The organism is Thermus thermophilus HB8, from assembly GCF_000091545.1.
GTDB lineage: Bacteria > Deinococcota > Deinococci > Deinococcales > Thermaceae > Thermus > Thermus thermophilus.
Genome location: NC_006461.1, coordinates 1,599,465 through 1,619,333, shown reverse-complemented (window position 1 = coordinate 1,619,333; position 19,869 = coordinate 1,599,465). Strand labels below are relative to the sequence as shown.

The window sequence follows — 19,869 nt, the reverse complement described above, 5'->3', positions numbered from 1 at the left end:
TCCTTCTCATGCCCCAAACCCTAACCCTTGAGCGTTAAGCCCGTGTAAAGGGGGAGGGTGAAGGTGAAGGTTGTTCCCTCGCCCACCCGGCTTTCCACAAAGATCCTCCCCCCCATGGCCTCCACCAGGCCCTTGGCGACGGTGAGCCCCACCCCGCTTCCTCCCTCCTTGCGGCTACGTGCCTTGTCCACCCGGTAGAAGCGCTCAAAGATGTGGGGCAGGTGCTCCTCGGGGATGCCGGGGCCGGTGTCCGCCACTTGGAAGGCCACGGCCTCCCCCTGGCGGAAGGCCCTAAGGCGCACCTCGCCGCCTTGCGGGGTGTGGCGGAGGGCGTTGGTGAGGAGGTTGGCCAGCACCTGGAGGACCCTTTCCTCGTCGGCCCACACCTGGGGAAGGGGGTCTTGGGCCTCCAGGGAAAGCGCCACCCCCTTGGCCTGGAAGGCGCTTTGGAAGCGGGCCAGGGCCTCCTCGAGGAGGCCCTTGGGGTCCAGGGGCCTGGGACGGATCTCCACCGCCTTCGCCTCCACCCGGGAGACCAAGGAAAGGTCCTCCACCAGGCGGCGCATGGCCTTCACCTCCCGCAGAATCCCCTCCGCGGCCTTCTCCTTGGAAAGGACCCCGTCTATAAGCCCCTCCGCGTACCCTTGGAGGGCGGCCAGGGGGGTTCTGAGCTCGTGGGCCACGGTGCCGATGAGCTCGGCCCGGGTCTTCTCCACCTTCTCCAGGGCCTCGGCCAGGCGGTTGAAGTGGAGGGCGAGCTCCCCGAGCTCGTCCCGCTCCAAAAGGGGAAGGCGGACCCCGTACTCCCCCTCGGCCATCCGGCGGCTCCCCTCGGCGAGGAGCCTTGCGGTCCTGGCGAGGCGCAGGCTGGCGAAGGAGGCGGTGAGGAGGGCGCCCAGGGCGGCGAGGGGTAAAGCGGCGAGAAGGGCGGCGGTGAGGGTGGAGCGAAGCCCCTCCTCCAGGTCCCGCCTCAGGGCCTCGCCCATCATGCCGCCCCCCATCATGGAGAGGGCGTGGAGCATGCGCTCCACGTGCCCCCGGTAGAAGGCGGGGGCGAAGGCCTCCGCCAGCAGCAGGAGGAGCAAAAGGGCGAGGAGGGCCACCAGGAGGTGGCTCAGGAAGAGTTTAAGGAAGAGGCGCATCCGGGTCCTTGAAGCGGTAACCCACGCCCCGCACCGTTTCAATGAAGCGGGGGTTTTCCGGATCGTCCCCGAGCTTCTTCCGAAGGGCGGCGATGTGGACGTCCACCACCCGGTCCACCCCGGGGAAGCCGGGCCCCCAGACCCTTTCCAAAAGCCTCTCCCGGCTGAAAACCACCCCCGGGTGCTGGGCGAGGGTTAAGAGGAGGTCAAACTCCAGCCGGGAGAGGGGGAGGGGCTTTCCCGCCAGGTAGGCCTCCCGCCGGGTGGGGAGGAGGCGCAAGGGACCGTAGACGAGCTCCTCCCTTAGCCCGGCCCGGCGCAACAGGGCCTTGACCCGGGCCACCACCTCCCTGGGGCTGAAGGGCTTGACCACGTAATCGTCCGCCCCAAGCTCCAGGCCCAGAACCCGGTCCTCCTCCTCCCCCTTGGCGGTGAGGATGAGGAGGGGAAGCTCGGGGCGCTCCTGGCGGATGAGGCGGGCCACCTCGAGGCCTCCCACCTTGGGGAGCATCAGGTCCAGGATGACCAGATCGGCCTGGGGAAAGAGTTCCAAGGCCTTTTCCCCGTCCTCCGCCTCCAAGACCTCAAACCCGGCCCCCCTCAGAAAGGCCCCGAGGACCTCGAGGATGGCCGGGTCGTCGTCCACCAAAAGGACCTTCATGCGAGGTCCCGCTTCATCCGCTCAAAGGTCTCCTTGTCAATCTCCCCCCGGGCGTACCGCTCCCTCAGCACCTCCAAGGCCCGGTCCCGCCTTTCCGGGGCCAGGGCCCGCACCAGCCAGTAGACGAAGAGGCCCAGGAGGACGAACCAGAGGAGGCCAAGGATGGGCCCCCACCAGCCCATGTACCAGCCGTTTCCGCACCACCACATGCCCTTCACCTCACTCCTTTAGCTTGACGCCGCGGGGTTAAGGGACGGTAAAGCCTGGGGGCGGAAAGCCCTTAGGCGTAGGGAGTTGGTGAGGACGAAGAGGCTACTTAGGCTCATGGCCGCCGCGGCCAGCATGGGGTTTAGGAGGAGGCCGGTGAAGGGGTAGAGGGCCCCCGCGGCCACCGGGATGAGGACCACGTTGTAGGCGTAGGCCCAGAAGAAGTTGAGGTAGATGGTGCGTAAGGTGCGCCTCGCGAGGCGGACGGCGTTCACCACCCCCCGGAGGTCGGGGGTGAGGAGGACCACGTCCCCGGCCTCGAGGGCGATGTCCGTGCCGCTTCCCATGGCGAGGCCCACGTCCGCCTGGGCCAGGGCGGCGGCGTCGTTGATCCCGTCCCCCACGAAGACCACCTTCCGCCCCTCGGCCTGGAGCCTGCGGATGGCCTCCACCTTCCCCTCAGGCCTCACCCCGGCGAGGACCTCGGGGATGCCTAGGGCCTCGGCCACCCGCCTGGCCGGGGCGGGGTGGTCCCCGGTGAGGAGGACGAGCTTCAGGCCCAGGGCCTTCAGGGCCGCCACCGCCTCCTGGGCCTCGGGCCTTGGGGGGTCAAAGACGGCGAAGGCGGCGAGAAGCCTCGTTCCCTCCACCAGGTAAAGGGGGGTGTACCCCTCCTCGGGGAGGGCCTTCGCCTCCTCGGGGAGGGGGACGCCGAGGCGCTCCATGAGGGCGGGGCCTCCCAGGTGGAGGCGCCTGCCTTCCACCCGGCCCTCCACCCCCTCCCCGGGCAGGGCCCGCACCTCCTCCGCCTGGGCCTGGGGTAGGCTTTCCGCCGCCTCCAGCACCGCTTTGGCCAGGGGGTGCTCGCTTCCCCGCTCCAGGGCGGCGGCAAGCCTTAGGGCCTCCTCTTGGGAGAGGCCGAAGGGGAGGACCCGGACCAGGGTGGGCTTCCCCCGGGTGAGGGTCCCGGTCTTGTCCAGGACCACGGTGTCCGCCCGGGCCAGGGCCTCGAGGGCCGTGCCCTTGCGGAAGAGGAGGCCCATCTCCGCCGCCCGCCCCGTGGCCACGGCGATGGCCGCCGGGGTGGCGAGGCCCATGGCGCAGGGGCAGGCGATGAGGAGCACGGCGAGGGCGGCCACGAAGGCGTGGGCGAGGCCGGGGCCCAGGAAGAGCCAGAGGAGGAAGGTGAGGAGGGCGATCCCCAGGACCACGGGCACGAAGACGCCCGCGATCCGGTCGGCGAGCTCCTGCACTTTGGGCTTGTGGCCCTGGGCCTCCTCCACCATCCGGGCCATCTGGGCGAGGAAGGTGGCCTCGCCCACCCGGCTTACCCGCACGAGAAGGGCCCCCTCGCCGTTCACCGTTCCCCCTACCACCTCGTCCCCCGGGCCCTTGGCCTTGGGGATGGGCTCCCCGGTGAGCATGGACTCGTCCACGTGGCTTTGCCCTTCCAGGACCACCCCGTCCGCGGGGATGCGCTCCCCCGGCAACACCCGCACCACATCCCCGGGGATCAGGGCCTCGGCGGGGACCTCCTTCTCCTCCCCGTCCTGGACCACACGGGCGGTCTTGGGCCGTAGAGCGAGGAGCTTCCTTATGGCCTCCGAGGCCTTGCTCTTGGCCCCCTCCTCCAGGTGCTTGCCGAGGAGGATGAGGGTGAGGATCACCGCCCCGGCCTCAAAGTAAAGGTGGCGGGCCTCCTCGGGGAAAAGCCCCGGGAAGAGGAGGACCAAAAAGGAGTAGAGGTAGGCGCTTCCTGCTCCCAGGGCCACCAGGGTGCTCATGCCGAAGGCAAGGTGGCGGGCCTCGGCCAGGGCCTGCCGGAAGAACCGCCTCCCCGCGTAGAGGACGGGGAGGGCGGCGAGGGCCTGGAGGAAGCCGGGGAAGTGGGGCAGGGGGAGGAGCATGGGCCCCATGGCGAGGAGGAGGGTGAGGAGGGCGAAGGGAAGGGCGAGGAGGAGGTCCTTGCGGTAGGTGGGCGCTTCTTTACGCGCCTCCTCCGTGCCTTCTAGGGGCTCGTAGCCCGCCTCCCGGATGGCCTGCCGGATCCGGGCGAGGCTCACCGTGTCCGGCAGGTACTCCACGAAGGCCTTCTCCGCGGTGAGGTTCACCGTGGCCGAAACCACGCCGGGAAGCCGCTTTATGGCCCTTTCCACCCGGGCCACGCAGGCGGCGCAGGTCATCCCCTTCACGGGGATCTCCGCCCGGGCCACCACAGGCTCGTAGCCCGCCTCCTCCACCTGCCTCAGCACCTCCTTGAGGTCCACGCCCTCCTGGAGGCGGAGGAAGGCCTCCTCGGTGGTGAGGTTGACCCGGGCCTCCTCCACCCCTTCCGCCCGCTTCAAGGCCCTTTCCACCCGGGCCACGCAGGCGGCGCAGGTCATGCCCCTGACGCCTACCTTGATCTCCTGGGCCATGGCTTCACCGGTACTTGAGGGCCTCCATCAGCTCTTCTACGATCTCTTCCACGTCTCCCCGCTCGTGGGCGGTGGCCACGTGGTCCTTGAGGTGGGCCCTTAAGACCATCTCTCCCACGCGGTCTAAGGCGCCCTCCACCGCCTTGAGCTGTTTGAGGACGTCCACGCAGTAGACCTTCTCGTCCTCCAGCATGCGGAGGATGCCCTCCAGGTGCCCCTTGGCGGAGAGGAGGCGCCTTCTCGCCTCCTCCCTCACCTTGGGGTCCAAGTGCAGATGGGAGTGGGGCATGGTTAGGCCAGAACCTCGGCCTTGTACCCTTCCTCCTCCACCGCCTGGACGAGGGCCTTGGGGTCGGCCGTCCCCTCCACCAGGGCCTCCCCCTTTTCTAGGGAGACCTCCACCTTCTCCACGCCGGGGACCTTCTTCAGGGCCTTGGTCACCGCCATCACGCAGTGGTTGCAGGTCATGCCTTCCACCTTGAGCTTCAGCATCCTTCCACCTCCTACCCCACCCCAGGTGGGGTGGGGTACGCCTTTACCCTAGCTCTTTTTTCCCTCGCGCGCAAGGGACTCGCGCCCTCAGGGCGTTGGGCCCGTGAGGAGGCCCTTCCGCCGGGGCGGTGTCTCCGCTCGGCTAAGCACCCCACCGCGGCTTTCGCCGCGGTGGGGGCCCCAAAAGGAAGCTTTCCAAGCTTTATTGCGGGCAACCCGTGTTGCGAAATCAACGCGCAGCCACTTAGCCCGAGGAAGCCCCTTTACCGGGGCCCCATGCTGGCGCAAGCCGGCATGGGGTGGCCTCAGGCCCAGCGCGCCTCTTTGACCCCGGACACCTTCTGCACCGCCTGGAGGATCCGCTCCTCCTCCCCGTCCTGGACCGCCAGGCGGAGCCGGATCCGGGCCAGAGGGCCCAAAACCCGGGTTTCGGAGCCGAGGGCGCTCTTCCCCGCCTCGGCCACCACCTGCATCACGTCCCGGAGGAGGCCGGCCCGGTCTTGGGCCAGGACCTCGAGGACCACCACCTTCCCTCCCACCCCTTCCCAGTAGGCCCCGATCACCCGGTCCGCCTCCGGCCCCTGGAGGAGGCGGCGGAGGTTGGGGCAGTCGGCCCGGTGGACCGTGACCCCACGGCCCCGGGTCACGAACCCGAGGATGGGGTCGCCCTTCATGGGCTCGCAGCAGGAGGCGAGGCGGATGGGGGCCTGCAGGTCCTGCTCCAGCCGGATGCCCCACTCGTTGCGGGCCTGGGGCTTGGGCTTCTCCGGCTTGAGGAGGGCCTTGGGATAGAGCTTTTCCGCCACCTGCCGGGGGGTGAGGCGGTTCAGGGCCAGGGCCAGGTAGAGCTCCTCCGGGGAGGGGGGAAGGGAGAGGCGTTTGGCCGCCTCCTCCAGCTGGCTGTCCGTGGGCTTGGGCAGGCCCCGGCGCTTGAGGTACCGCTCCAGGAGGTGCTGGCCCTTTTCCAGGGTCTCCTGGCGCTCCTGGGCGCGGAAGTACTGGCGGATCTTGCTCTTGGCGCTCCGGGTCTTGGCGAACTCCAGCCAGCCCTTGGAGGGGTGGGCGTTCTTGCTGGTGAGGATCTCCACGATCTCCCCGTTTTGGAGCTCGTAGGAGAGGGGGACGATGCGGCCGTTGACCTTGGCCCCCACCATGTGGTGGCCCACCTCGGTGTGGATGTGGTAGGCGAAGTCCACGGGGGTCGCCCCCTTGGGCAGGTTGATGATGCGGCCCTTGGGGGTGAAGACGAAGACCCGGCCGCCGAGGAGGTCCTTGGTCACCGCCTCCACGAACTCCCGGGAGCTGGAGAACTCCTTCTGCCACTCCTGGATGCTCTTCAGCCAGGAGACCCGCCGCTTGACCTCCTCGGGGTCGGTGAGCCCCTCCTTATAGAGCCAGTGGGCGGCGATGCCGTACTCGGCCACGCGGTGCATCTCCCGGGTGCGGATCTGCACCTCCAGGGGCAGGCCCTCGAGGGCGATCACCGTGGTGTGGAGGCTCTGGTAGCCGTTGGGCTTGGGCACGGCGATGTAGTCCTTGACCCGGCCGGGGATGGGCTGCCAGAGGGCGTGGACCAGGCCGAGGACGTGGTAGCAGACCTGCTTCTCCCTTAGGGCCTGGCTTTCCCGGGTGGGCGCGGGCTTGGGGTCAAGGATGACCCGGACCGCCAGGAGGTCGTAGATCTGCTCCAGGGTCTTCCCCTCCCGCTCCATCTTCTTCCAGATGGAGTAGAGGTGCTTGGGGCGCCCGGTCACCTCAAAGCCCTGGAGCTGGCTCTGGAGGAGCTCGTCCCGGGCCAGGGTCTCCTGGAGGAGGTGGATGGCCCTCTGGATGAGGCGCTCCCTGGCCTCCTGGGTGGCCTGGATCCGGGCGGACAGGCTGGCGAAGGCCTCGGGGTGGAGGTAGCGGAAGGAGAGGTCCTCCAGCTCCCACTTGAGCTGGCCCATCCCCAGGCGGTGGGCGAGGGGGGCGTAGATCTCCAGGGTTTCCTGGGCGATCCGCTTCTGCTTCTCGGGGGGCATGTGCTCCAGGGTGCGGAGGTTGTGCAGGCGGTCCGCCAGCTTGACGATGATGATGCGCACGTCCTCCGCCATGGCGATGAACATCTGGCGGAGGTCCTCCGCCCGCCTCTCCTCCCCCTCGAGGTTCGCCAGCTTGTAGAGCTTGCTGACCTTGGTCTCCCCCTCCACGATGCGGCGCACCGTGGGGCCGAAGCGGCGCTCCAGCTCCTCGGGCGCCACCCCGCAGTCCTCCAGGGTGTCGTGGAGGAGGCCCGCGGCCACCGTGTCGGCGTCCATCTGCAGGCCGGCCAGAATCTCGGCCACGGCCACGGGGTGGGTGATGTAGGGCTCCCCGCTTCGCCGTAGCTGCCCCCGGTGGGCCTCCTCGGCGAAGCGATAGGCCTCCCGCACTTTGGCCCGTTCCTCGGGAGCGAGGTAGGCCAAGGCGGGTTCCAGGCGGTTCCAGAGGCCGAGATCCGCGCCGACCACTACTTTTAGTGTAGCACCCCTACCCGGAGAGGGCCTTCAAGAAGGGGTCCAAGGCCTCGGGCTCCACCAGGGCCACGGCCTCGTGCCCCCTCCAGGGGGCGAGGACCAAATAGCTCCCGCCCAGGCGGACGAGAGCAGGGCCCAGGGCCTCTCCCGTGGCGGCCTCCAGGGCCTTGAGGGCCTGGTGGAGGGCCTTGAGCTGGGGGCGGGGGAGGGGGAGGGGGTCGTCCAGAAGCCCCAGGGCCTTCACCCCGGGGAGGCGGAGGGGGGAGAGGTCCGGCCTTTCGCCCCCCGGGGCTTCCAGGGAGCTTAGGAGGGCCTCCAGGTCCTCCTGGCCCAGCTCCTTGAGGAGGCGGTCCGCGGCCTCCTTCTCCTTCTCCAACTCTTTGAGGGCCTCCTCCGCCTGGGCCAGGGCGCGCTCCACCTCCAAGACCCCCCGGGGGCCCAGCCGGTCCAGGGCCTTCTGGGCGGGGCGGAGGAACTCCACCAGGGGACGGATGCGGCGCTGGGTGTCGCTTTTGAGCCCCTCCAGGGGGGCGTAGCGGCGGAAAAAGGCGGCGAGGCGGGTGCCGAGCTCCTGGCGCTTGGCCTCGAGGCGGCGCTTCATGGCCTGGAGGGCCCGGGCGATGGGGGCGGGGTCGGGGAGGGGCTTTTGGCGCTCCGCCTCTATGGCCTTGAGGACCGCCTCGCCCCCCAAGGGGCGGAAGCGCTCCGCCAGGGCCTGGAGCCGGGCGAGCTCCTCCAGGGCGAGCCTCCGCCGGAGGGCCTGGGCCTCCTCCAGGCGGCGCCTCAGGGCCTCCAGGTCGGGAAGCTCCCCCTGGGCCAGGGCCCTTTCCGCCTCGGCCACCTCCTCGCCGAGCCCCAGGGCCTCCGCCTCCTCCTTGAGGGCCCTGAGGGCCGCTTTCCTCTCCTCTAGCCGCGCCCGCCGCGCCTCCTCCCCCGCGCCCTTCAGGAGCTCGGCGTAGCGGGCCCGGATCCCGGGCAGGGCCTGGGCGAGCGCCTCCCCCTCGAGGTGGGCAAGCTCCTCGGCGAGGGGCTTCGCCGCCTCGCCCAGGGCGGAAAGCTCCTCTAAGAGCCGCGCCTTCTCTTCCTTAAGGCGCCTTGCCTCCTCCTCCAGGGCCGAAAGCTCCGCCTCCAAAGCGGCGAGGTCGGGAAGCCCCCCCTCCCTCAGGGTCTCCTCCGCCAGGCGGAGGCCCTCCTCCAGGGGGGCCTTGGCCTCCTGGGGGAGGGGAAGGCGGCGGAGGGCCTCCTCCAGCTGGATGAGGCGCGCCCGCCTTGCGGCCTTGGCCTCCGCCTCCGCCTCCTTCAGGGCCGCTTCCAGCTCCGTGAGCTTCTCCAGGGCGGGCTGGTCCGCCTCCAGGAGGGCCTCCACCTCCGCCCGCAAGGCGGCCGCCCGGGGGTGGTCCAAAAAGGGGGCGTAGCGGAGGACGAGCTCCTCCAGGCGCCGCTTCTCCTCCGCCACCTCCAGGGCCCGGATCTCCTGGGCCTGGGGCTCGGCGAGGCTTTCCAGGTCGATGACCAGCTCCTCCTCGAGGGCCGGGGCCTCCTCCACGGTGACGAGCACGTCCTCTTCCTGGGTTTCAAAGACCATCTCGGGGAGGGTGGCGGGCTGGACGGCGCTGGAGGCCAGGTACTTGCGGAGCTCCAGGGCCAGGGCCCTAGCCCGCTCCACCTCCCCCTGGGCCAAGGTCCCCTCCCGGTGGGCCTCGCGGACGATCTGGATAAGGCTTTCCAGCCGCCGCACCTTGGGGCCGCCCAGGGGACGGACCCGCTCCAAGGCCTCCTCCAGGTGGGCGAGGTCCTGGGCCTGGCGCAGGAGGGCCTCCTCCAGCTTCTCCTCCAGGTGGTCCAGGAGGGCGAGCCCCTCCTGGAGGAGCCTGGGGTCGGGCTCCCGGCGCAGGCGGTTCACCAGGGCCCGTAGCCTTCCCACCTCGGGCCAGTCCACGTAGAGGCCGAAGCGGGCCAGCCCCCGCTCCAGGGCCTCCAGGCCCCCTTCCGGGGCCGGGGCCAGGCGGGCCAGGGCCTCCTCCACCGCCCGCCGGGCCTGGGCGGCGGGGAGGCGGGCCTGGAGCTCCCGGAAGATCAGGCCCTTGAGGAGGGTCTCGGCGTCTTTCTCGCTCAGCTCCTCCGGCCGCTTGCCCAGCCGCTTGAGCCCCTCCTCCAAGACCACCTGGGCCCGGGCCCCCAGGTGGGGCCTGAGGGCTTCCTCCAGGATCCGGTAAGGGCTTTCCCTCATGGCGTTTCCTTAACCACCCGCAGGGGCTCCCCGAAGTAGAGGGTCCGGTGGGGGAAGGGGATCTCCACGCCCTCCTGGTCCAGCCGCTTCTTGATCCGCCGGCGGAACTCCCGGGCCACGGCCCACTGCTGGGCGGGCTTGGTGCCGAAGAGGGTGCGGATGACCACGGCGGAGTCGGCCAGGTTTTCGACGCCGAGGACCTCCGGGGGGTTCGTGAGCTTGTCCTGCCACTCCGGGTCCTGGAAGAAGCGCTCCGCCTCGTCCCGGAAGATGGCGAGGACGCGGTCCACGTCCTCCTTGTAGGCCACCCCCACGTCCACCACCGCCCGGCTCCACTCCTGGGTGAAGACGGTGACCTGCTGGATCTGGGAGTTGGGGATGAAGTGGGCCTTGCCCTCGAGGTCGCGGAGGACGGTGAGGCGCAGGTTGAACTTCTCCACCACGCCGGCGAGGTCCCCCACCTTCACGATGTCCCCCACGCCGTACTGGTCTTCCAGGAGGATGAAGAAGCCGTTGATGAAGTCGCGGATGAGGTTCTGGGCGGCGAAGCTTAAGGCGAGCCCCGCCACCCCGGCCCCGGCGAGGAGGGCGGTGACGTTGAGGCCGAGGTTGGAGAGGAAGAGGAGGCCGCCCACGGTGACCACCGCAACCTTCAGGGCCGACTCGGAGACGTTCCTCAGGGTCTTGGCCCGCACCGCCTGCCGGGTGAGCTCCCCCTCCGTCTCCGGCAAGGGGAGGCTCCTGAGGAGGAGGGGCACCAGGCGGTAGGCCGTCCAGGTGGCGAGGAGGACGGCCCCGCCGGCCACCCCCTTCCCCCCGAGCCAGGCCACCAGGCTCCGCCCCCAGGTGGCCAGGGGCTCGTAGGGAAGGCTTAGGGCGTGGCTCAGGTAGCTTGCCCCGGCCACAGCCACCACCCCCCACCAGGCGTAGCCCAGGAGGCGGAAGAAGGCGTCGTCCCGGGTGCTCGGGGTGAGGGCGGCGAGCCTCCCCAAAAGCCTCGCGCCGAGCCGTCCCAAAAGGACCACTGCCGCCAGGGTGAGGGCGATGTGCAACGCGGCCAGCATGGGCCAAGTATACCGGAGCTATAGTGGGGGAGATGGAGCGGCACGTTCCCGAACCCACCCACACCCTCGAGGGCTGGCACGTCCTCCACGACTTCCGCCTCTTGGACTTCGCCCGCTGGTTCTCCGCCCCCTTGGAGGCCCGGGAGGACGCCTGGGAGGAGCTTAAAGGCCTGGTGCGGGAGTGGCGGGAGCTGGAGGAGGCGGGCCAGGGTTCCTACGGCATCTACCAGGTGGTGGGCCACAAGGCCGACCTCCTCTTCCTCAACCTCCGCCCCGGGCTTGACCCCCTTCTGGAGGCGGAGGCCCGTCTTTCCCGCTCCGCCTTCGCCCGGTACCTGGGGCGGAGCTACAGCTTCTACTCCGTGGTGGAGCTGGGAAGCCAGGAGAAGCCCCTAGACCCCGAGTCCCCCTACGTCAAGCCCCGCCTCACCCCGAGGGTTCCCAAATCGGGGTACGTCTGCTTCTACCCCATGAACAAGCGGCGCCAGGGCCAGGACAACTGGTACATGCTTCCGGCCAAGGAGCGGGCGAGCCTCATGAAGGCCCACGGGGAGACGGGGAGGAAGTACCAGGGAAAGGTGATGCAGGTCATCAGCGGGGCCCAGGGCCTGGACGACTGGGAGTGGGGGGTGGACCTTTTCAGCGAGGACCCCGTCCAGTTCAAGAAGATCGTCTACGAGATGCGCTTTGACGAGGTCTCCGCCCGCTACGGGGAGTTCGGCCCCTTCTTCGTGGGCAAGTACCTGGATGAGGAGGCCCTGCGGGCCTTCCTCGGGCTTTAGAGGAGGCGCACCCAGACCTCCCGCACCCGGGGGCCGTCAAACTCCGCCAGGAAGACCTGCTGCCAGCGCCCAAGCCTCAGCCGCCCCTTCTCCGCCAGGAGGAGGAGGTGGACCCCGGTGAGGAGGCTCTTGAGGTGGGCGTGGGAGTTCCCCTCTAGGTGCCGGTCCTGGGGGCGGTGCCGGGGGGCGAGCTCGGCGAGCCGGCCTAAGAGGTCCTGGGCCACCGTGGGGTCGGCCCCTTCCTGGACCGTAAGGCCGCAGGTGGTGTGGGGGACGAAGAGGTAGACCAAGCCCGTATGGCCCGAGAGGGCCGCCTCCACCTTGCGGGTGATGTTCACGAACCCCTCCTCGGGGGTGGGGACCTCGAGGCGCACCACGCCTTCCATATGGGCATGATGCCACACTGGGCGCCTTGGGAGCCGGGGTAGACTCTCCCCATGTACGAGGCGGTGCTCGCCCTGCACAACCTGGTGCGCTGGCTGGTCCTTTTCTTTGGCCTCTGGGCCCTCTTCCGCCCGGAGCCTAGGCCCGGCGCCCTCTTCGCCCACGCCCTCACCCTGCAGGTGGTCCTGGGGGTGATCCTGGCCTTCGTGAGCCCCTATTTCCAAGGGCTCCTCGCCGCCTTTGGGGAGGCCATGCGGGCCGGAGGGGAGGCCCGCTTCTTCGCGGCGGAGCACTGGGTGGGGGGGCTTGTGGCCCTGGGCCTGGCCCACGCGGGGCTTGCCCGGGCGCGGAGAGGGAAGCCCGGGGCCAGGCTTCTTTTCGGCCTGGCCCTGGGGGTGCTCCTCCTCTCCGTCCCCTGGTTCCGGCCCCTGGTGCGGCTTTAGAGGAGGGAGGCCACGGACACGGAGAGCCCGGGGAAGGCCCTGGGGGAGAGGGTGTCCCCGGGGCCCAGGACGTGGTGTTCCCGGTAGCCCCCGGGGGAAGGGTCCAGGAAGCGGTGGACCCTTCCCTCCACGAGGTCCACCACCCAGACCTCCTGGACCCCGTGCCGGGCGTAGAGGGGGGCCTTCACCTCCCGGTCGTAGGCCCCCGAGGCGTCGGCCACCTCCACCAAGAGGAGGACGTCTTCGGGGCCCGGGTGGGCTTCGGCGTAGAGATCCTCCCGGGGCTTGAGGAGGAGGAGGTCGGGCTGGGGCTCGCTATGGGGGCTTAGGCGCAGGGGGTCCTGCACGGCGAGGAGGCATAGGCCTTGGGTTTCCAAGGGGGTGAAGAGGCGGCGGAGGCGGCGGAGGCAGGCGGCGTGGCGGCTACCGATGGGGCTCATCTGCCAGATCTCCCCTTCCAGGAGCTCCACCCGGTCGTCTTCCCCGAGGAGGCCCGCCCGGGCCATGCGGTGGAACTCCTCCACGCTGAAGCGACGACGCACCGGGGTCATCTCCTTCATCCTACATAGGCCAAGGCTCCATACATAGGCCAAGGCTCCATACCCCACCACCCGCTCCCGCCCTCCCCTGGCCTCGGCGCTGGTGGCGTAGGCGAGGAGCCGGGGTTTCCACCCCAGGGCCCGGGCCAAGGCGGTGAGGGTGCTCCAGGGGAGCCGGCCGCAGGCCTCCCCTTGGGCCACCCCCTCGGCGTCCAAGGCCAGGGCCCGCTTTAGGGTCTTGGCGTCCAGCCTCCGGGCCACGGGGTCGGGGTGGTAGTGGGAGAGGTCGCTGGAGGCCACCACCAGGTCCTTTGGGCCCAGTTCCGGGAGGAGGGCCTCCGCCACCTCCCCTGGGTCCACCTCCCCGAAGAGGAGGGGGAGGATGGGGGTTTGGGGGAGGGCCACCTGGAGGAAGGGGAGGAGGACCTCGAGGCTATGCTCCTCCAGGAAGGGCTCCCGGTAGGCGCGAAAGGGCGCTCCTTGGCCGAGAAGCCTCCTCCCCCCCTCCAGGTCCACCGCCACCTCCCCCAAGGGGGTGCGCCAGGCCCGGTAGGGGAAGAAGGCCACCCCGGGGAAGGCCACGAAGTGGCTTGGACCCAGGAGGAAAACCCGCCTCGCCTTTCCCCGCCAGGCGGAGAGGGCCCGGAAGGCTTCCGCCATCACCCTGCCGGCGTAGGCGTAGCCCGCATGGGGGGAGAGGACCCCCCGGACCCCGGGTAGGGGCGGGGTGCGGGCCCCGGCCAGGAGGGCTTTCACCTCCTCCTTCAGGGCCGCCTTTTCCCCGGGGTAAAAATACCCCGCCACCTGAGGGGGCCTCACCAGGTCCATACGCCGGGGATGCGCTGGCCGCACCCGGGGCAGACCCCCGGGGCCTCCCACAGGGCCTCCACCCGGTAGCCCCGCCGGCGCACCAGGAGCCTGCCGCAGTTGGGGCAATAAGTGGAGTTCCTTTCCTCGTCCAGGACGTTGCCCACGTACACGAACCTCAGGCCCTCCTCCTTGGCGATGGCGTGGGCCCGGACCAGGGTGGCGTGCCGGGTGGACCTCAGGTCCAGCATGCGGTAGTCGGGATGGGCGGCGGTGAGGTGCCAGGGGATGTCGGGGGAGAGCCCCTTGAGGAAGCGGGCCATGGCCCGGACCTCCTCGTCCGAGTCGTTATAGCCCTCCAGGAGAAGCGTGGTGACCTCCACCCACACCCCGCTCGCCACCAGGTGTCCCAGGCTTTCCAGCACGGGCTTGAGCCGGGCCCCACAGACCTCCCGGTAGAACTTCTCCGTGAAGCCCTTCAGGTCCACGTTGGCCGCGTCCAGGTGGGGCCTGATGTAGTCCCAGGCCTCTTTGGTCTCAAACCCGCTCGTCACGAAGACGTTCTTCATCCCCCGGGCCTTGGCCAGGCGGGCGGTGTCGTGGGCGTACTCTATCCAGACGGCGGGCTCGTTGTAGGTGTAGGCGAGAAGCCTCACGCCCAGGGCCTCTGCCTCCGCCACGAGGCGCTTCGGGGGCCAGTCCTCGCCGATGGGGCGGTCCAGGCGCCCTTCCGGGGAGACCCGAAACTCCCGGAACTGGGAGATCTGCCAGTTCTGGCAGAAGGCGCAGAAAAGGTTGCACCCCACGGTGCCCACGGAGAGGATGCCTTCCCCGGGGTGGAAGTGGTAGAGGGGCTTCTTCTCCACCGGGTCCAGGTGAAGGGCGGCCGCCTTGCCGTAGGTGACCAGGTAGAGCCTACCCCCGAGGTTGCGCCGCACCCCGCACTTCCCCGCCCCGCCCTCGGGGAGGGCGCAGTAGTGGGCGCAGGCCCGGCACTGGACAAAGCCTTTGGGAAGGGAGCGGAAGAGGTCTGCTTCCCTTAGGGTGGCGGCCAGGGTCATTTGATACCGCTGGTCTCATTGTAGCAAACTGGGGCCGTGGCGCTTTTTCCCCCGGAGAAGGAGGAGGACTTCGCCGCCTTTTTCCCCGAGGAGGTCCTCCGCCGGGGCCTGGCCTACGCCAGGGAGGGCCGGGTGAGGCGGGTCTTCCGGGTGGGGGAGAGGCTTTTGGGGGAGGTGCAGGGCTCGGAGCCCAGGCCCTACCGGGTGGAGGTGGGGCCGGGGCTTGTGGGGAGCTGCACCTGCCCCTACCCCTTCTTTCCCTGCAAGCACGCGGCCGCCCTCCTCTACGCTTACCTAGAAAGGCGGCCTGAGGACCTGTGGCCCCGCCTCGAGGCCCTCTCCCCCGAGGAGGCCAAGGGGCTTCTCCTGCGGCTTGCCACCCTGCCCGAGGTGGCCTTCCTTCTCAAGGAGCTCCTTTCTCCCGAGGAGGTTTTTGCCGAAGGGGTTCGGCGCCTAAGGCAGGCCTTTCGCCTGGGCGGGGGGGAGGAGGAGGCCAAGGCGCTTCTCCTTAGCCTCCCCCAGGCGGGGAGGGAGGAGGTGGCGGCCTTTCTGGAGGCCCTCCTCGAGGCTCCCTTTGACCCCGGGCCTTACCTCGGGCCGGTCCTCCGCCGCTACCTGGACCTTGGAGGGGAGCTTGCCTTCCTCCTCAAGCTCTACCTCCGCCACCCCTTTGAGGCCCTGGGGGAGGCCTTCCTGGCCCTGGGGGAGAAGGCGCCGGAGAAGGCCCTGGCCCTCCTTGCGGGGGGGGAGCCCCTGAAGCGCGCCCTTAAGGCGGAGCTCCTCTTCCGGCTCGGGCGGGAGGAGGAGGCCTTGGGGGTCTTGCGGGAGGGGCTTGAGGGGGTGGAGGACTACCTGGCCTTCGTGGAGCGCCTCTTGCGCCTGGGCAGGCGGGAGGAGGCCCTGCGGTACGCCGAGGAGGCCGTGGCCTGGTTCGGCAGGGACCCAAGGCTCCTTCCCCTCCTGGACCTCCTCGTGGCCCACCGGGGCGGGGTGGGGGACCACCGGGCCCGCTTTCGCCTGAGGCCTAACCTCGAGGACTACCTGGCCCTCAAGGCCAAGCTGGGCCGGGGCTTCGCCGAGGAGCGGCCCCGCCTCCTGCGCCAGGTGCAAGACCCCGCCCTCCTCGCCCGCATCCACCTCCTGGAGGAGGACTGGAAGGCCCTGGACCGCCTCCTCAAGCGGGCTTCCCCGGAGGCCTACCCCGCCCTCGCCGCGGTCCTGGAGGAGAGGCTTCCCCAGGAGGCGGCCCGGCTTTACCTGGAGGCGGCCAAGGCCCGGGTGGAGGCGGGGGGGCGGGCGGCCTACCGGGAGGCGGCGGGGCTTCTTGGGCGGCTTGCCCGCCTGGACCCCAAGAGGGCCCGGGAGGCCGCTTGGGGCCTGGTTCGGGCCTATCCCCGAAGGCGGGCCCTGCGGGAGGAGCTCGCCCCCCTCTTGGGGAGTCCTCATGAACCTCACCCATAATGAGCCCGTGGAGCGCCTTCCCTGGGTGGAGGTTTTCCGGGGGCTCGCCATCCTCGAGGTGGTCCTGTACCACGTGACGGGCCGGTTCCTGCGGGAGTTGCCCCAGGGGAGTCCCGAGTGGCTCCTTCTGGCGGGGGTGAACCGCACCCTGCACTTCGCGGTGCCCGCCTTCCTCTTCATGACCACCCTGGTCCTGGGGGCCTCCTTCTACCGGAGTTTCGCCTGCTTCCTCGGCCGCTACTCCCTGCAGATCTACCTGGTCCATCCGATGGTCATCTGCCTTTTGGAGCGCTTCCCCGGCTTCCCCGAGCCCCTGGGGGCCAAGCCCGCCTTCCTGATCTACGGGCTTTTGGCCCTGGGGGTGCCCCTCCTCCTCGCCTGGTTTGTGGTGCGGGTCCGGATTTCGGTGGCCCTCTTCGGCGGTAGCCTTGACACCGCCCCCCCTTTTCCCGCATAGTAGGGGGTGCGGCCATACCTTGGAGGGTTGGCCGAGCGGTTGAAGGCGGCGGTCTTGAAAACCGCTGTGGGCGCGAAGCCCACCGGGGGTTCGAATCCCTCACCCTCCGCCAAAGGCTTGGAGAGGTGGCCGAGTGGTCGAAGGCGGCACCCTGCTAAGGTGTTGCACCGGGAAAACCGGTGCCGCGGGTTCGAATCCCGCCCTCTCCGCCAAAAGGCCCGGGACCTCCCGGGCCTTCCCTTTTGTAGCCTTGGGGGGATGGAGCTTCCCCTTCCTCCCCTCCTTCCCTGCCGGATCCTCCGGCGGGCGAACCGGTTCGTGGTGGAGGCGGACGTGGGCCCCCTCCACCTCGCCAACACGGGCCGCCTCACCGAGCTTCTCCTCCCCGGAACCCGGGGCCACTACCACCCGAGGCCCACGGCCAAGACCCGGGGGCGGCTTTACCTGGTGGAGCGGGAAGGCGTCCTCGTGGGGGTGGACGCCACCCTGGCGGGGCCCCTTCTGGAAAGGCTCCTTCGCGCCGGGCGCTACGGACCCCTGGAGGCCTTGCGGCGGGAGGTGGGGCTACAAGGGGAAAGGCTGGACTTCTGGGCCCGGGTGGGGGGAAGGGAGGCCTTCTTTGAGGCCAAGAACGCGAACCGGCTGGAGGGGGCCCTCGCCCTCTTCCCCGACGCCCCCACCTCGAGGGGGGCGCGCCACCTTCGCCTCCTCGCCGCCTTGGCCCGGGAGGGGTACGGGGCCTTCGCCGTCTGGCTCGTCCAGCACCCCCTGGCCGAGGCCTTTGCCCTGGACCCCGCGGACCGGGCCCTCCTCGAGGCCGCCCAAGCGGCGCGGGAGGCCGGGGTGGTCCTGGAGGCCTATAGGGTTCGGCCGAGCCTGGAGGCCCTCCGCCTCGAGGCCCCCCTCCCCTGGGTCTGGCTCTAAGGACCCCACCGCGGGCGCTTAGCCCCCGATCAGGATCTGGAAGGCCACCATCAGGGCCACGGAGAGGGTGAGGACCGTGGCCACCCCCTCGGCCTCGGCCTCCTTCAGGGCGTCGGGGAGGAGCTCGGCCGCGGCCATCCAGATCATGGCCCCGGCGGCGAGGCCAAGCCCCACCGGCAGGAAGGGTTGGAAGGTTTCCACGAAGAGGTAGGCGGGCACGGCCATGAGGGGCTGGGGCAGGCTGGAGAAGACGCTCCAAAAGGCGGCCCCGAGCACGCTCACCCCCCGGGGAACGAGGACGAGGCTGATGGCGAGTCCCTCGGGGATGTTGTGCACGGCGATGGCCAAGGAGATGAAGACCCCGAGGGCCTCCCCGCCCCCGAAGGCCACCCCCACCCCCACCCCTTCGGCGAAGGAGTGAAGGGTCATGATGCCCACCATCATCAGGGCCTTGCGGGCGTCCAGGCCCTTGAGGTCGCCGAGGTTCACCTCCCGGCCCTCGAGGTAGCGGTGGGCGAGGAGGATGAAGAGGAGGCCGAGGCCCACGCCCACCAGGGTCCGCCCCAGGCTGTAGTTCACCCCCTCGTAGATCAGGCCGAAGCTCGCCGCCACCATGAGCCCGGCGGCGGCGGCGTTGGCGAGGCCGAGGTGCCGCCGCGTGATCCCGCGGGTGAAGAGGAAGGGGAGGGCGCCGAGGCCTGTGGCGACGGCGGTGAGGAAGGCGTAGAGGAACACCGTCCAGGGAGTGATGGGCAGGCCTTCCATACCGGGCCCATTTTATTGCAAGTAGTTATCACTTGCAAGAAGCCAGTCGCGCACCGCCCGGGCCACCTCCTCCCGGTCCCGGTCCAGGAGGAGGTCGTGGCCGCTTTCCGGGAAGACGAGGTGGTCCTTCCTCGGGCTTCCCAAGAGGGCGAAGTACCGGTCCACCCCCTTCACCACCCGGTCTTTCCCCGCCTCCACCACCAGGGCCCGGGCCTTCACCCGGGGGAGGACCTCCGGGGTCTTGCGCATGAGGGCGAGGAGCTCCAGGACGGCCCGGGTGGGGAAGTAGGGGTAGTTGGGGTTGCGCTTCCTGAGCTCCGGGTCCTCTATGGAGGGCGGGCCGGGAAAGCGGGGGATGAGCCAGTGGAGGTAGGGCGCCAAGGGGTTTTTCAGGGCGAAGGCGGGGGCCAGGGCCACGAGGGCCTTTGTGGGGTGGCGGGCGGCGAGGTGGGCGGCGAGAAGCCCCCCCATGGAAAGCCCCACCACCCCCCGGGGCTCGGGAAGCTCCAGGTAGGCCTCCTCCGCCGCCAGGAGCCAGTCCTGAAAGCGCACCTTTAGGAGGTCCTCGGGCCGCGTGCCGTGGCCCGGCAGGGCGGGCTGGCGCACCTCCCACCCCGCCTCCTTAAGCCTTTCCGACAGGGGGCCGAGGGTGAGGACGGGGTGGGAAGTGAAGCCGTGGAGGAGGAGAAGGTGCATGCCTAAGCATACCCCGTCTGGACGGGAGGGTGCGCCCGTGGTAAAACGTGGGGCGAATGCTTTCGGGGGATCTGGCCGAGTTCCCGTTTCCCTCCCTGGTGGGGGCGCTGATGAGCGCCGGGCGCACGGGGAGGCTGCACCTGCGTCCCCCTTTTTTGGAGGCCGAGGTCTACCTTCGGGGCGGGCAGGTGGTCCACGCCAAGGCCCAGGCGGGGGAGAGGGCCTTGGAAGGGGAGGAGGCCCTGGACCTCCTGGTGGGGCTCAGGCGGGCCCCCTTCGTCTTTGAGCCCGAGGCGCTTCCGCCCCACACCACCCTGCTTGGGGGCCTCGAGGTCCCGGCCCGGCTCGCCCAGGCCCAGGCCGCCTGGGAGAAGGTCAAGCTGCCCGCCGACTGGGGCCTCCGCCTCCGCCTACCCCGGGAGGGGAGCGCGGTGGAGCTTCCCCCGGAGGCGCTAGGCCTCCTCGCCCGGGTGGAGGGGAAGCGGATCGCCGAGGTCCTCCTCGCCCCCGGGGTGTTGCGGCAGGCCCGGGTCCTCAGCACCCTCCTGGAGGTGGGGGCCCTGGAGGCCTACCCCGAGGTGGACCTTCCCCCCGAGCCCCTCGTGGTCCTCCCCATCTACGGGCCGGGCTCGGGGGTGGCCTACGTGGACGAGGCCCTCTACGCCCAGTGGGCCCGGGCCATCCGCCGAGGGTTTAGGGTGCGGCTCCTGCCCCTGGGGGCGGTCCTCGAGGTCCGCCCCCGGCCCAACCTCCAGGGGAGGGTGGGGCTTATGGAGGAGGACCTGAAGCGCCTGCGCCTCCGCCGGGGGGACAAGGTGGAGGCCGTGCCGGAGGTGTAGCCC

20 protein-coding genes, 2 tRNA genes and 1 pseudogene are annotated in these 19,869 nt (G+C 70.2%); 8 read left to right on the top strand and 15 right to left on the bottom strand.

Going from position 1 to position 19,869, the window contains the following annotated elements; genetic code table 11:
• Positions 1 to 20 precede the first annotated feature (20 nt).
• The 9 genes from TTH_RS08730 to TTH_RS08690 all read right to left on the bottom strand — a co-directional run bounded on the left by TTH_RS08730 (position 21) and on the right by TTH_RS08690 (position 10,708).
• Positions 21 to 1,142, bottom strand: a complete 1,122-nt coding sequence (locus tag TTH_RS08730) for a sensor histidine kinase (RefSeq protein ID WP_011228866.1) — start codon at positions 1,140 to 1,142, stop codon at positions 21 to 23.
• Positions 1,126 to 1,803 carry a response regulator transcription factor gene (locus TTH_RS08725; protein ID WP_011173744.1) on the bottom strand — a complete coding sequence of 226 codons (678 nt, stop codon included), beginning with the start codon at positions 1,801 to 1,803 and terminating at the stop codon, positions 1,126 to 1,128. The genes TTH_RS08730 and TTH_RS08725 overlap by 17 nt, the downstream gene beginning before the upstream one ends.
• Complete coding sequence (locus tag TTH_RS08720; protein ID WP_011173743.1) at positions 1,800 to 2,012, bottom strand: SHOCT domain-containing protein; 213 nt, start codon at positions 2,010 to 2,012, stop codon at positions 1,800 to 1,802. The genes TTH_RS08725 and TTH_RS08720 overlap by 4 nt, the downstream gene beginning before the upstream one ends.
• An 18-nt stretch (positions 2,013 to 2,030) precedes the next feature.
• Positions 2,031 to 4,427 carry a heavy metal translocating P-type ATPase gene (locus TTH_RS08715; RefSeq protein ID WP_011228865.1) on the bottom strand — a complete coding sequence of 799 codons (2,397 nt, stop codon included), beginning with the start codon at positions 4,425 to 4,427 and terminating at the stop codon, positions 2,031 to 2,033.
• Between the two features lie 4 nt (positions 4,428 to 4,431).
• Complete coding sequence (gene csoR / locus TTH_RS08710; protein ID WP_011173741.1) at positions 4,432 to 4,716, bottom strand: metal-sensitive transcriptional regulator CsoR; 285 nt, start codon at positions 4,714 to 4,716, stop codon at positions 4,432 to 4,434.
• A gap of 2 nt (positions 4,717 to 4,718) precedes the next feature.
• Positions 4,719 to 4,919 (bottom strand): CopZ family metallochaperone, encoded by a 201-nt coding sequence (locus tag TTH_RS08705; protein ID WP_011228864.1) that lies wholly within the window; start codon positions 4,917 to 4,919, stop codon positions 4,719 to 4,721.
• A 305-nt stretch (positions 4,920 to 5,224) separates the two neighbouring features.
• Positions 5,225 to 7,408 (bottom strand): RelA/SpoT family protein, encoded by a 2,184-nt coding sequence (locus tag TTH_RS08700; protein WP_011228863.1) that lies wholly within the window; start codon positions 7,406 to 7,408, stop codon positions 5,225 to 5,227.
• Between the two features lie 19 nt (positions 7,409 to 7,427).
• Positions 7,428 to 9,644, bottom strand: a complete 2,217-nt coding sequence (locus tag TTH_RS08695) for a coiled-coil domain-containing protein (RefSeq protein ID WP_011228862.1) — start codon at positions 9,642 to 9,644, stop codon at positions 7,428 to 7,430.
• Positions 9,641 to 10,708, bottom strand: coding sequence for a mechanosensitive ion channel family protein (locus TTH_RS08690; RefSeq protein ID WP_011228861.1), 1,068 nt, complete (start codon positions 10,706 to 10,708; stop codon positions 9,641 to 9,643). The genes TTH_RS08695 and TTH_RS08690 overlap by 4 nt, the downstream gene beginning before the upstream one ends.
• 32 nt (positions 10,709 to 10,740) lie before the next feature.
• On the opposite strand from TTH_RS08690, the gene hemQ reads away from it, so the two are divergent.
• Positions 10,741 to 11,490 carry a hydrogen peroxide-dependent heme synthase gene (gene hemQ, locus TTH_RS08685; RefSeq protein WP_011173736.1) on the top strand — a complete coding sequence of 250 codons (750 nt, stop codon included), beginning with the start codon at positions 10,741 to 10,743 and terminating at the stop codon, positions 11,488 to 11,490.
• Here hemQ and TTH_RS08680 read toward each other — a convergent pair.
• Positions 11,487 to 11,876, bottom strand: coding sequence for a secondary thiamine-phosphate synthase enzyme YjbQ (locus tag TTH_RS08680; RefSeq protein ID WP_011228860.1), 390 nt, complete (start codon positions 11,874 to 11,876; stop codon positions 11,487 to 11,489). The genes hemQ and TTH_RS08680 overlap by 4 nt on opposite strands.
• 51 nt (positions 11,877 to 11,927) lie before the next feature.
• Here TTH_RS08680 and TTH_RS08675 point away from each other — a divergent pair, with 51 nt between their 5' ends.
• Positions 11,928 to 12,317, top strand: a complete 390-nt coding sequence (locus TTH_RS08675) for a hypothetical protein (RefSeq protein ID WP_011173734.1) — start codon at positions 11,928 to 11,930, stop codon at positions 12,315 to 12,317.
• Here the strand turns inward: TTH_RS08675 and TTH_RS08670 are convergent.
• From TTH_RS08670 to amrS, 3 genes and pseudogenes are all read right to left on the bottom strand, one after another.
• Complete coding sequence (locus tag TTH_RS08670; protein ID WP_164926100.1) at positions 12,314 to 12,868, bottom strand: Uma2 family endonuclease; 555 nt, start codon at positions 12,866 to 12,868, stop codon at positions 12,314 to 12,316. The genes TTH_RS08675 and TTH_RS08670 overlap by 4 nt on opposite strands.
• Positions 12,869 to 12,898: 30 nt before the next feature.
• Positions 12,899 to 13,684, bottom strand: a pseudogene (gene amrB, locus TTH_RS08665) (AmmeMemoRadiSam system protein B); the annotation flags it as partial.
• Complete coding sequence (gene amrS / locus TTH_RS08660; RefSeq protein WP_011228858.1) at positions 13,672 to 14,724, bottom strand: AmmeMemoRadiSam system radical SAM enzyme; 1,053 nt, start codon at positions 14,722 to 14,724, stop codon at positions 13,672 to 13,674. The pseudogene amrB and the gene amrS, both read right to left, overlap by 13 nt.
• 36 nt (positions 14,725 to 14,760) lie before the next feature.
• On the opposite strand from amrS, the gene TTH_RS08655 reads away from it, so the two are divergent.
• From TTH_RS08655 to TTH_RS08635, 5 genes are all read left to right on the top strand, one after another.
• Entirely contained in the window at positions 14,761 to 16,185 is a 1,425-nt protein-coding gene (locus TTH_RS08655; protein ID WP_011228857.1) for an SWIM zinc finger family protein, read from the top strand.
• Positions 16,186 to 16,192: 7 nt separating this feature from the next.
• On the top strand, positions 16,193 to 16,642 hold the full coding sequence (locus tag TTH_RS08650; protein WP_165446280.1) for a hypothetical protein: 450 nt from the start codon (positions 16,193 to 16,195) through the stop codon (positions 16,640 to 16,642).
• A 21-nt stretch (positions 16,643 to 16,663) separates the two neighbouring features.
• Positions 16,664 to 16,754, top strand: a tRNA-Ser gene (locus TTH_RS08645).
• A 7-nt stretch (positions 16,755 to 16,761) separates the two neighbouring features.
• Positions 16,762 to 16,854 (top strand) — tRNA-Ser (locus TTH_RS08640).
• Positions 16,855 to 16,900: 46 nt separating this feature from the next.
• On the top strand, positions 16,901 to 17,566 hold the full coding sequence (locus TTH_RS08635) for a DNA/RNA nuclease SfsA (protein ID WP_011228855.1): 666 nt from the start codon (positions 16,901 to 16,903) through the stop codon (positions 17,564 to 17,566).
• 18 nt (positions 17,567 to 17,584) lie between these two features.
• Here TTH_RS08635 and TTH_RS08630 read toward each other — a convergent pair whose 3' ends face one another.
• Both TTH_RS08630 and TTH_RS08625 read right to left on the bottom strand, forming a co-directional pair.
• Positions 17,585 to 18,331 (bottom strand): ZIP family metal transporter, encoded by a 747-nt coding sequence (locus tag TTH_RS08630; RefSeq protein WP_011228854.1) that lies wholly within the window; start codon positions 18,329 to 18,331, stop codon positions 17,585 to 17,587.
• Between the two features lie 12 nt (positions 18,332 to 18,343).
• Positions 18,344 to 19,027 (bottom strand): alpha/beta hydrolase, encoded by a 684-nt coding sequence (locus tag TTH_RS08625; RefSeq protein WP_011228853.1) that lies wholly within the window; start codon positions 19,025 to 19,027, stop codon positions 18,344 to 18,346.
• A 56-nt stretch (positions 19,028 to 19,083) separates the two neighbouring features.
• Between TTH_RS08625 and TTH_RS08620 the strand changes: the two genes are divergently transcribed.
• Positions 19,084 to 19,866 (top strand): DUF4388 domain-containing protein, encoded by a 783-nt coding sequence (locus TTH_RS08620; protein ID WP_011228852.1) that lies wholly within the window; start codon positions 19,084 to 19,086, stop codon positions 19,864 to 19,866.
• The last annotated feature ends 3 nt before the right edge of the window (positions 19,867 to 19,869 follow it).

Bases quoted from the DNA above. Each gene is read 5' to 3' on its own strand.
- csoR (WP_011173741.1), bottom strand. From the start codon at position 4,716: ATGCCCCACTCCCATCTGCACTTGGACCCCAAGGTGAGGGAGGAGGCG.
- TTH_RS08720 (WP_011173743.1), bottom strand. From the start codon at position 2,012: ATGTGGTGGTGCGGAAACGGCTGGTACATGGGCTGGTGGGGGCCCATC.
- TTH_RS08675 (WP_011173734.1), top strand. From the start codon at position 11,928: ATGTACGAGGCGGTGCTCGCCCTGCACAACCTGGTGCGCTGGCTGGTC.
- TTH_RS08670 (WP_164926100.1), bottom strand. From the start codon at position 12,868: ATGACCCCGGTGCGTCGTCGCTTCAGCGTGGAGGAGTTCCACCGCATG.
- TTH_RS08715 (WP_011228865.1), bottom strand. From the start codon at position 4,427: ATGGCCCAGGAGATCAAGGTAGGCGTCAGGGGCATGACCTGCGCCGCC.
- TTH_RS08730 (WP_011228866.1), bottom strand. From the start codon at position 1,142: ATGCGCCTCTTCCTTAAACTCTTCCTGAGCCACCTCCTGGTGGCCCTC.
- TTH_RS08625 (WP_011228853.1), bottom strand. From the start codon at position 19,027: ATGCACCTTCTCCTCCTCCACGGCTTCACTTCCCACCCCGTCCTCACC.
- TTH_RS08630 (WP_011228854.1), bottom strand. From the start codon at position 18,331: ATGGAAGGCCTGCCCATCACTCCCTGGACGGTGTTCCTCTACGCCTTC.
- hemQ (WP_011173736.1), top strand. From the start codon at position 10,741: ATGGAGCGGCACGTTCCCGAACCCACCCACACCCTCGAGGGCTGGCAC.
- TTH_RS08705 (WP_011228864.1), bottom strand. From the start codon at position 4,919: ATGCTGAAGCTCAAGGTGGAAGGCATGACCTGCAACCACTGCGTGATG.
- amrS (WP_011228858.1), bottom strand. From the start codon at position 14,724: ATGACCCTGGCCGCCACCCTAAGGGAAGCAGACCTCTTCCGCTCCCTT.
- TTH_RS08635 (WP_011228855.1), top strand. From the start codon at position 16,901: ATGGAGCTTCCCCTTCCTCCCCTCCTTCCCTGCCGGATCCTCCGGCGG.
- TTH_RS08620 (WP_011228852.1), top strand. From the start codon at position 19,084: ATGCTTTCGGGGGATCTGGCCGAGTTCCCGTTTCCCTCCCTGGTGGGG.
- TTH_RS08695 (WP_011228862.1), bottom strand. From the start codon at position 9,644: ATGAGGGAAAGCCCTTACCGGATCCTGGAGGAAGCCCTCAGGCCCCAC.
- TTH_RS08680 (WP_011228860.1), bottom strand. From the start codon at position 11,876: ATGGAAGGCGTGGTGCGCCTCGAGGTCCCCACCCCCGAGGAGGGGTTC.
- TTH_RS08690 (WP_011228861.1), bottom strand. From the start codon at position 10,708: ATGCTGGCCGCGTTGCACATCGCCCTCACCCTGGCGGCAGTGGTCCTT.
- TTH_RS08725 (WP_011173744.1), bottom strand. From the start codon at position 1,803: ATGAAGGTCCTTTTGGTGGACGACGACCCGGCCATCCTCGAGGTCCTC.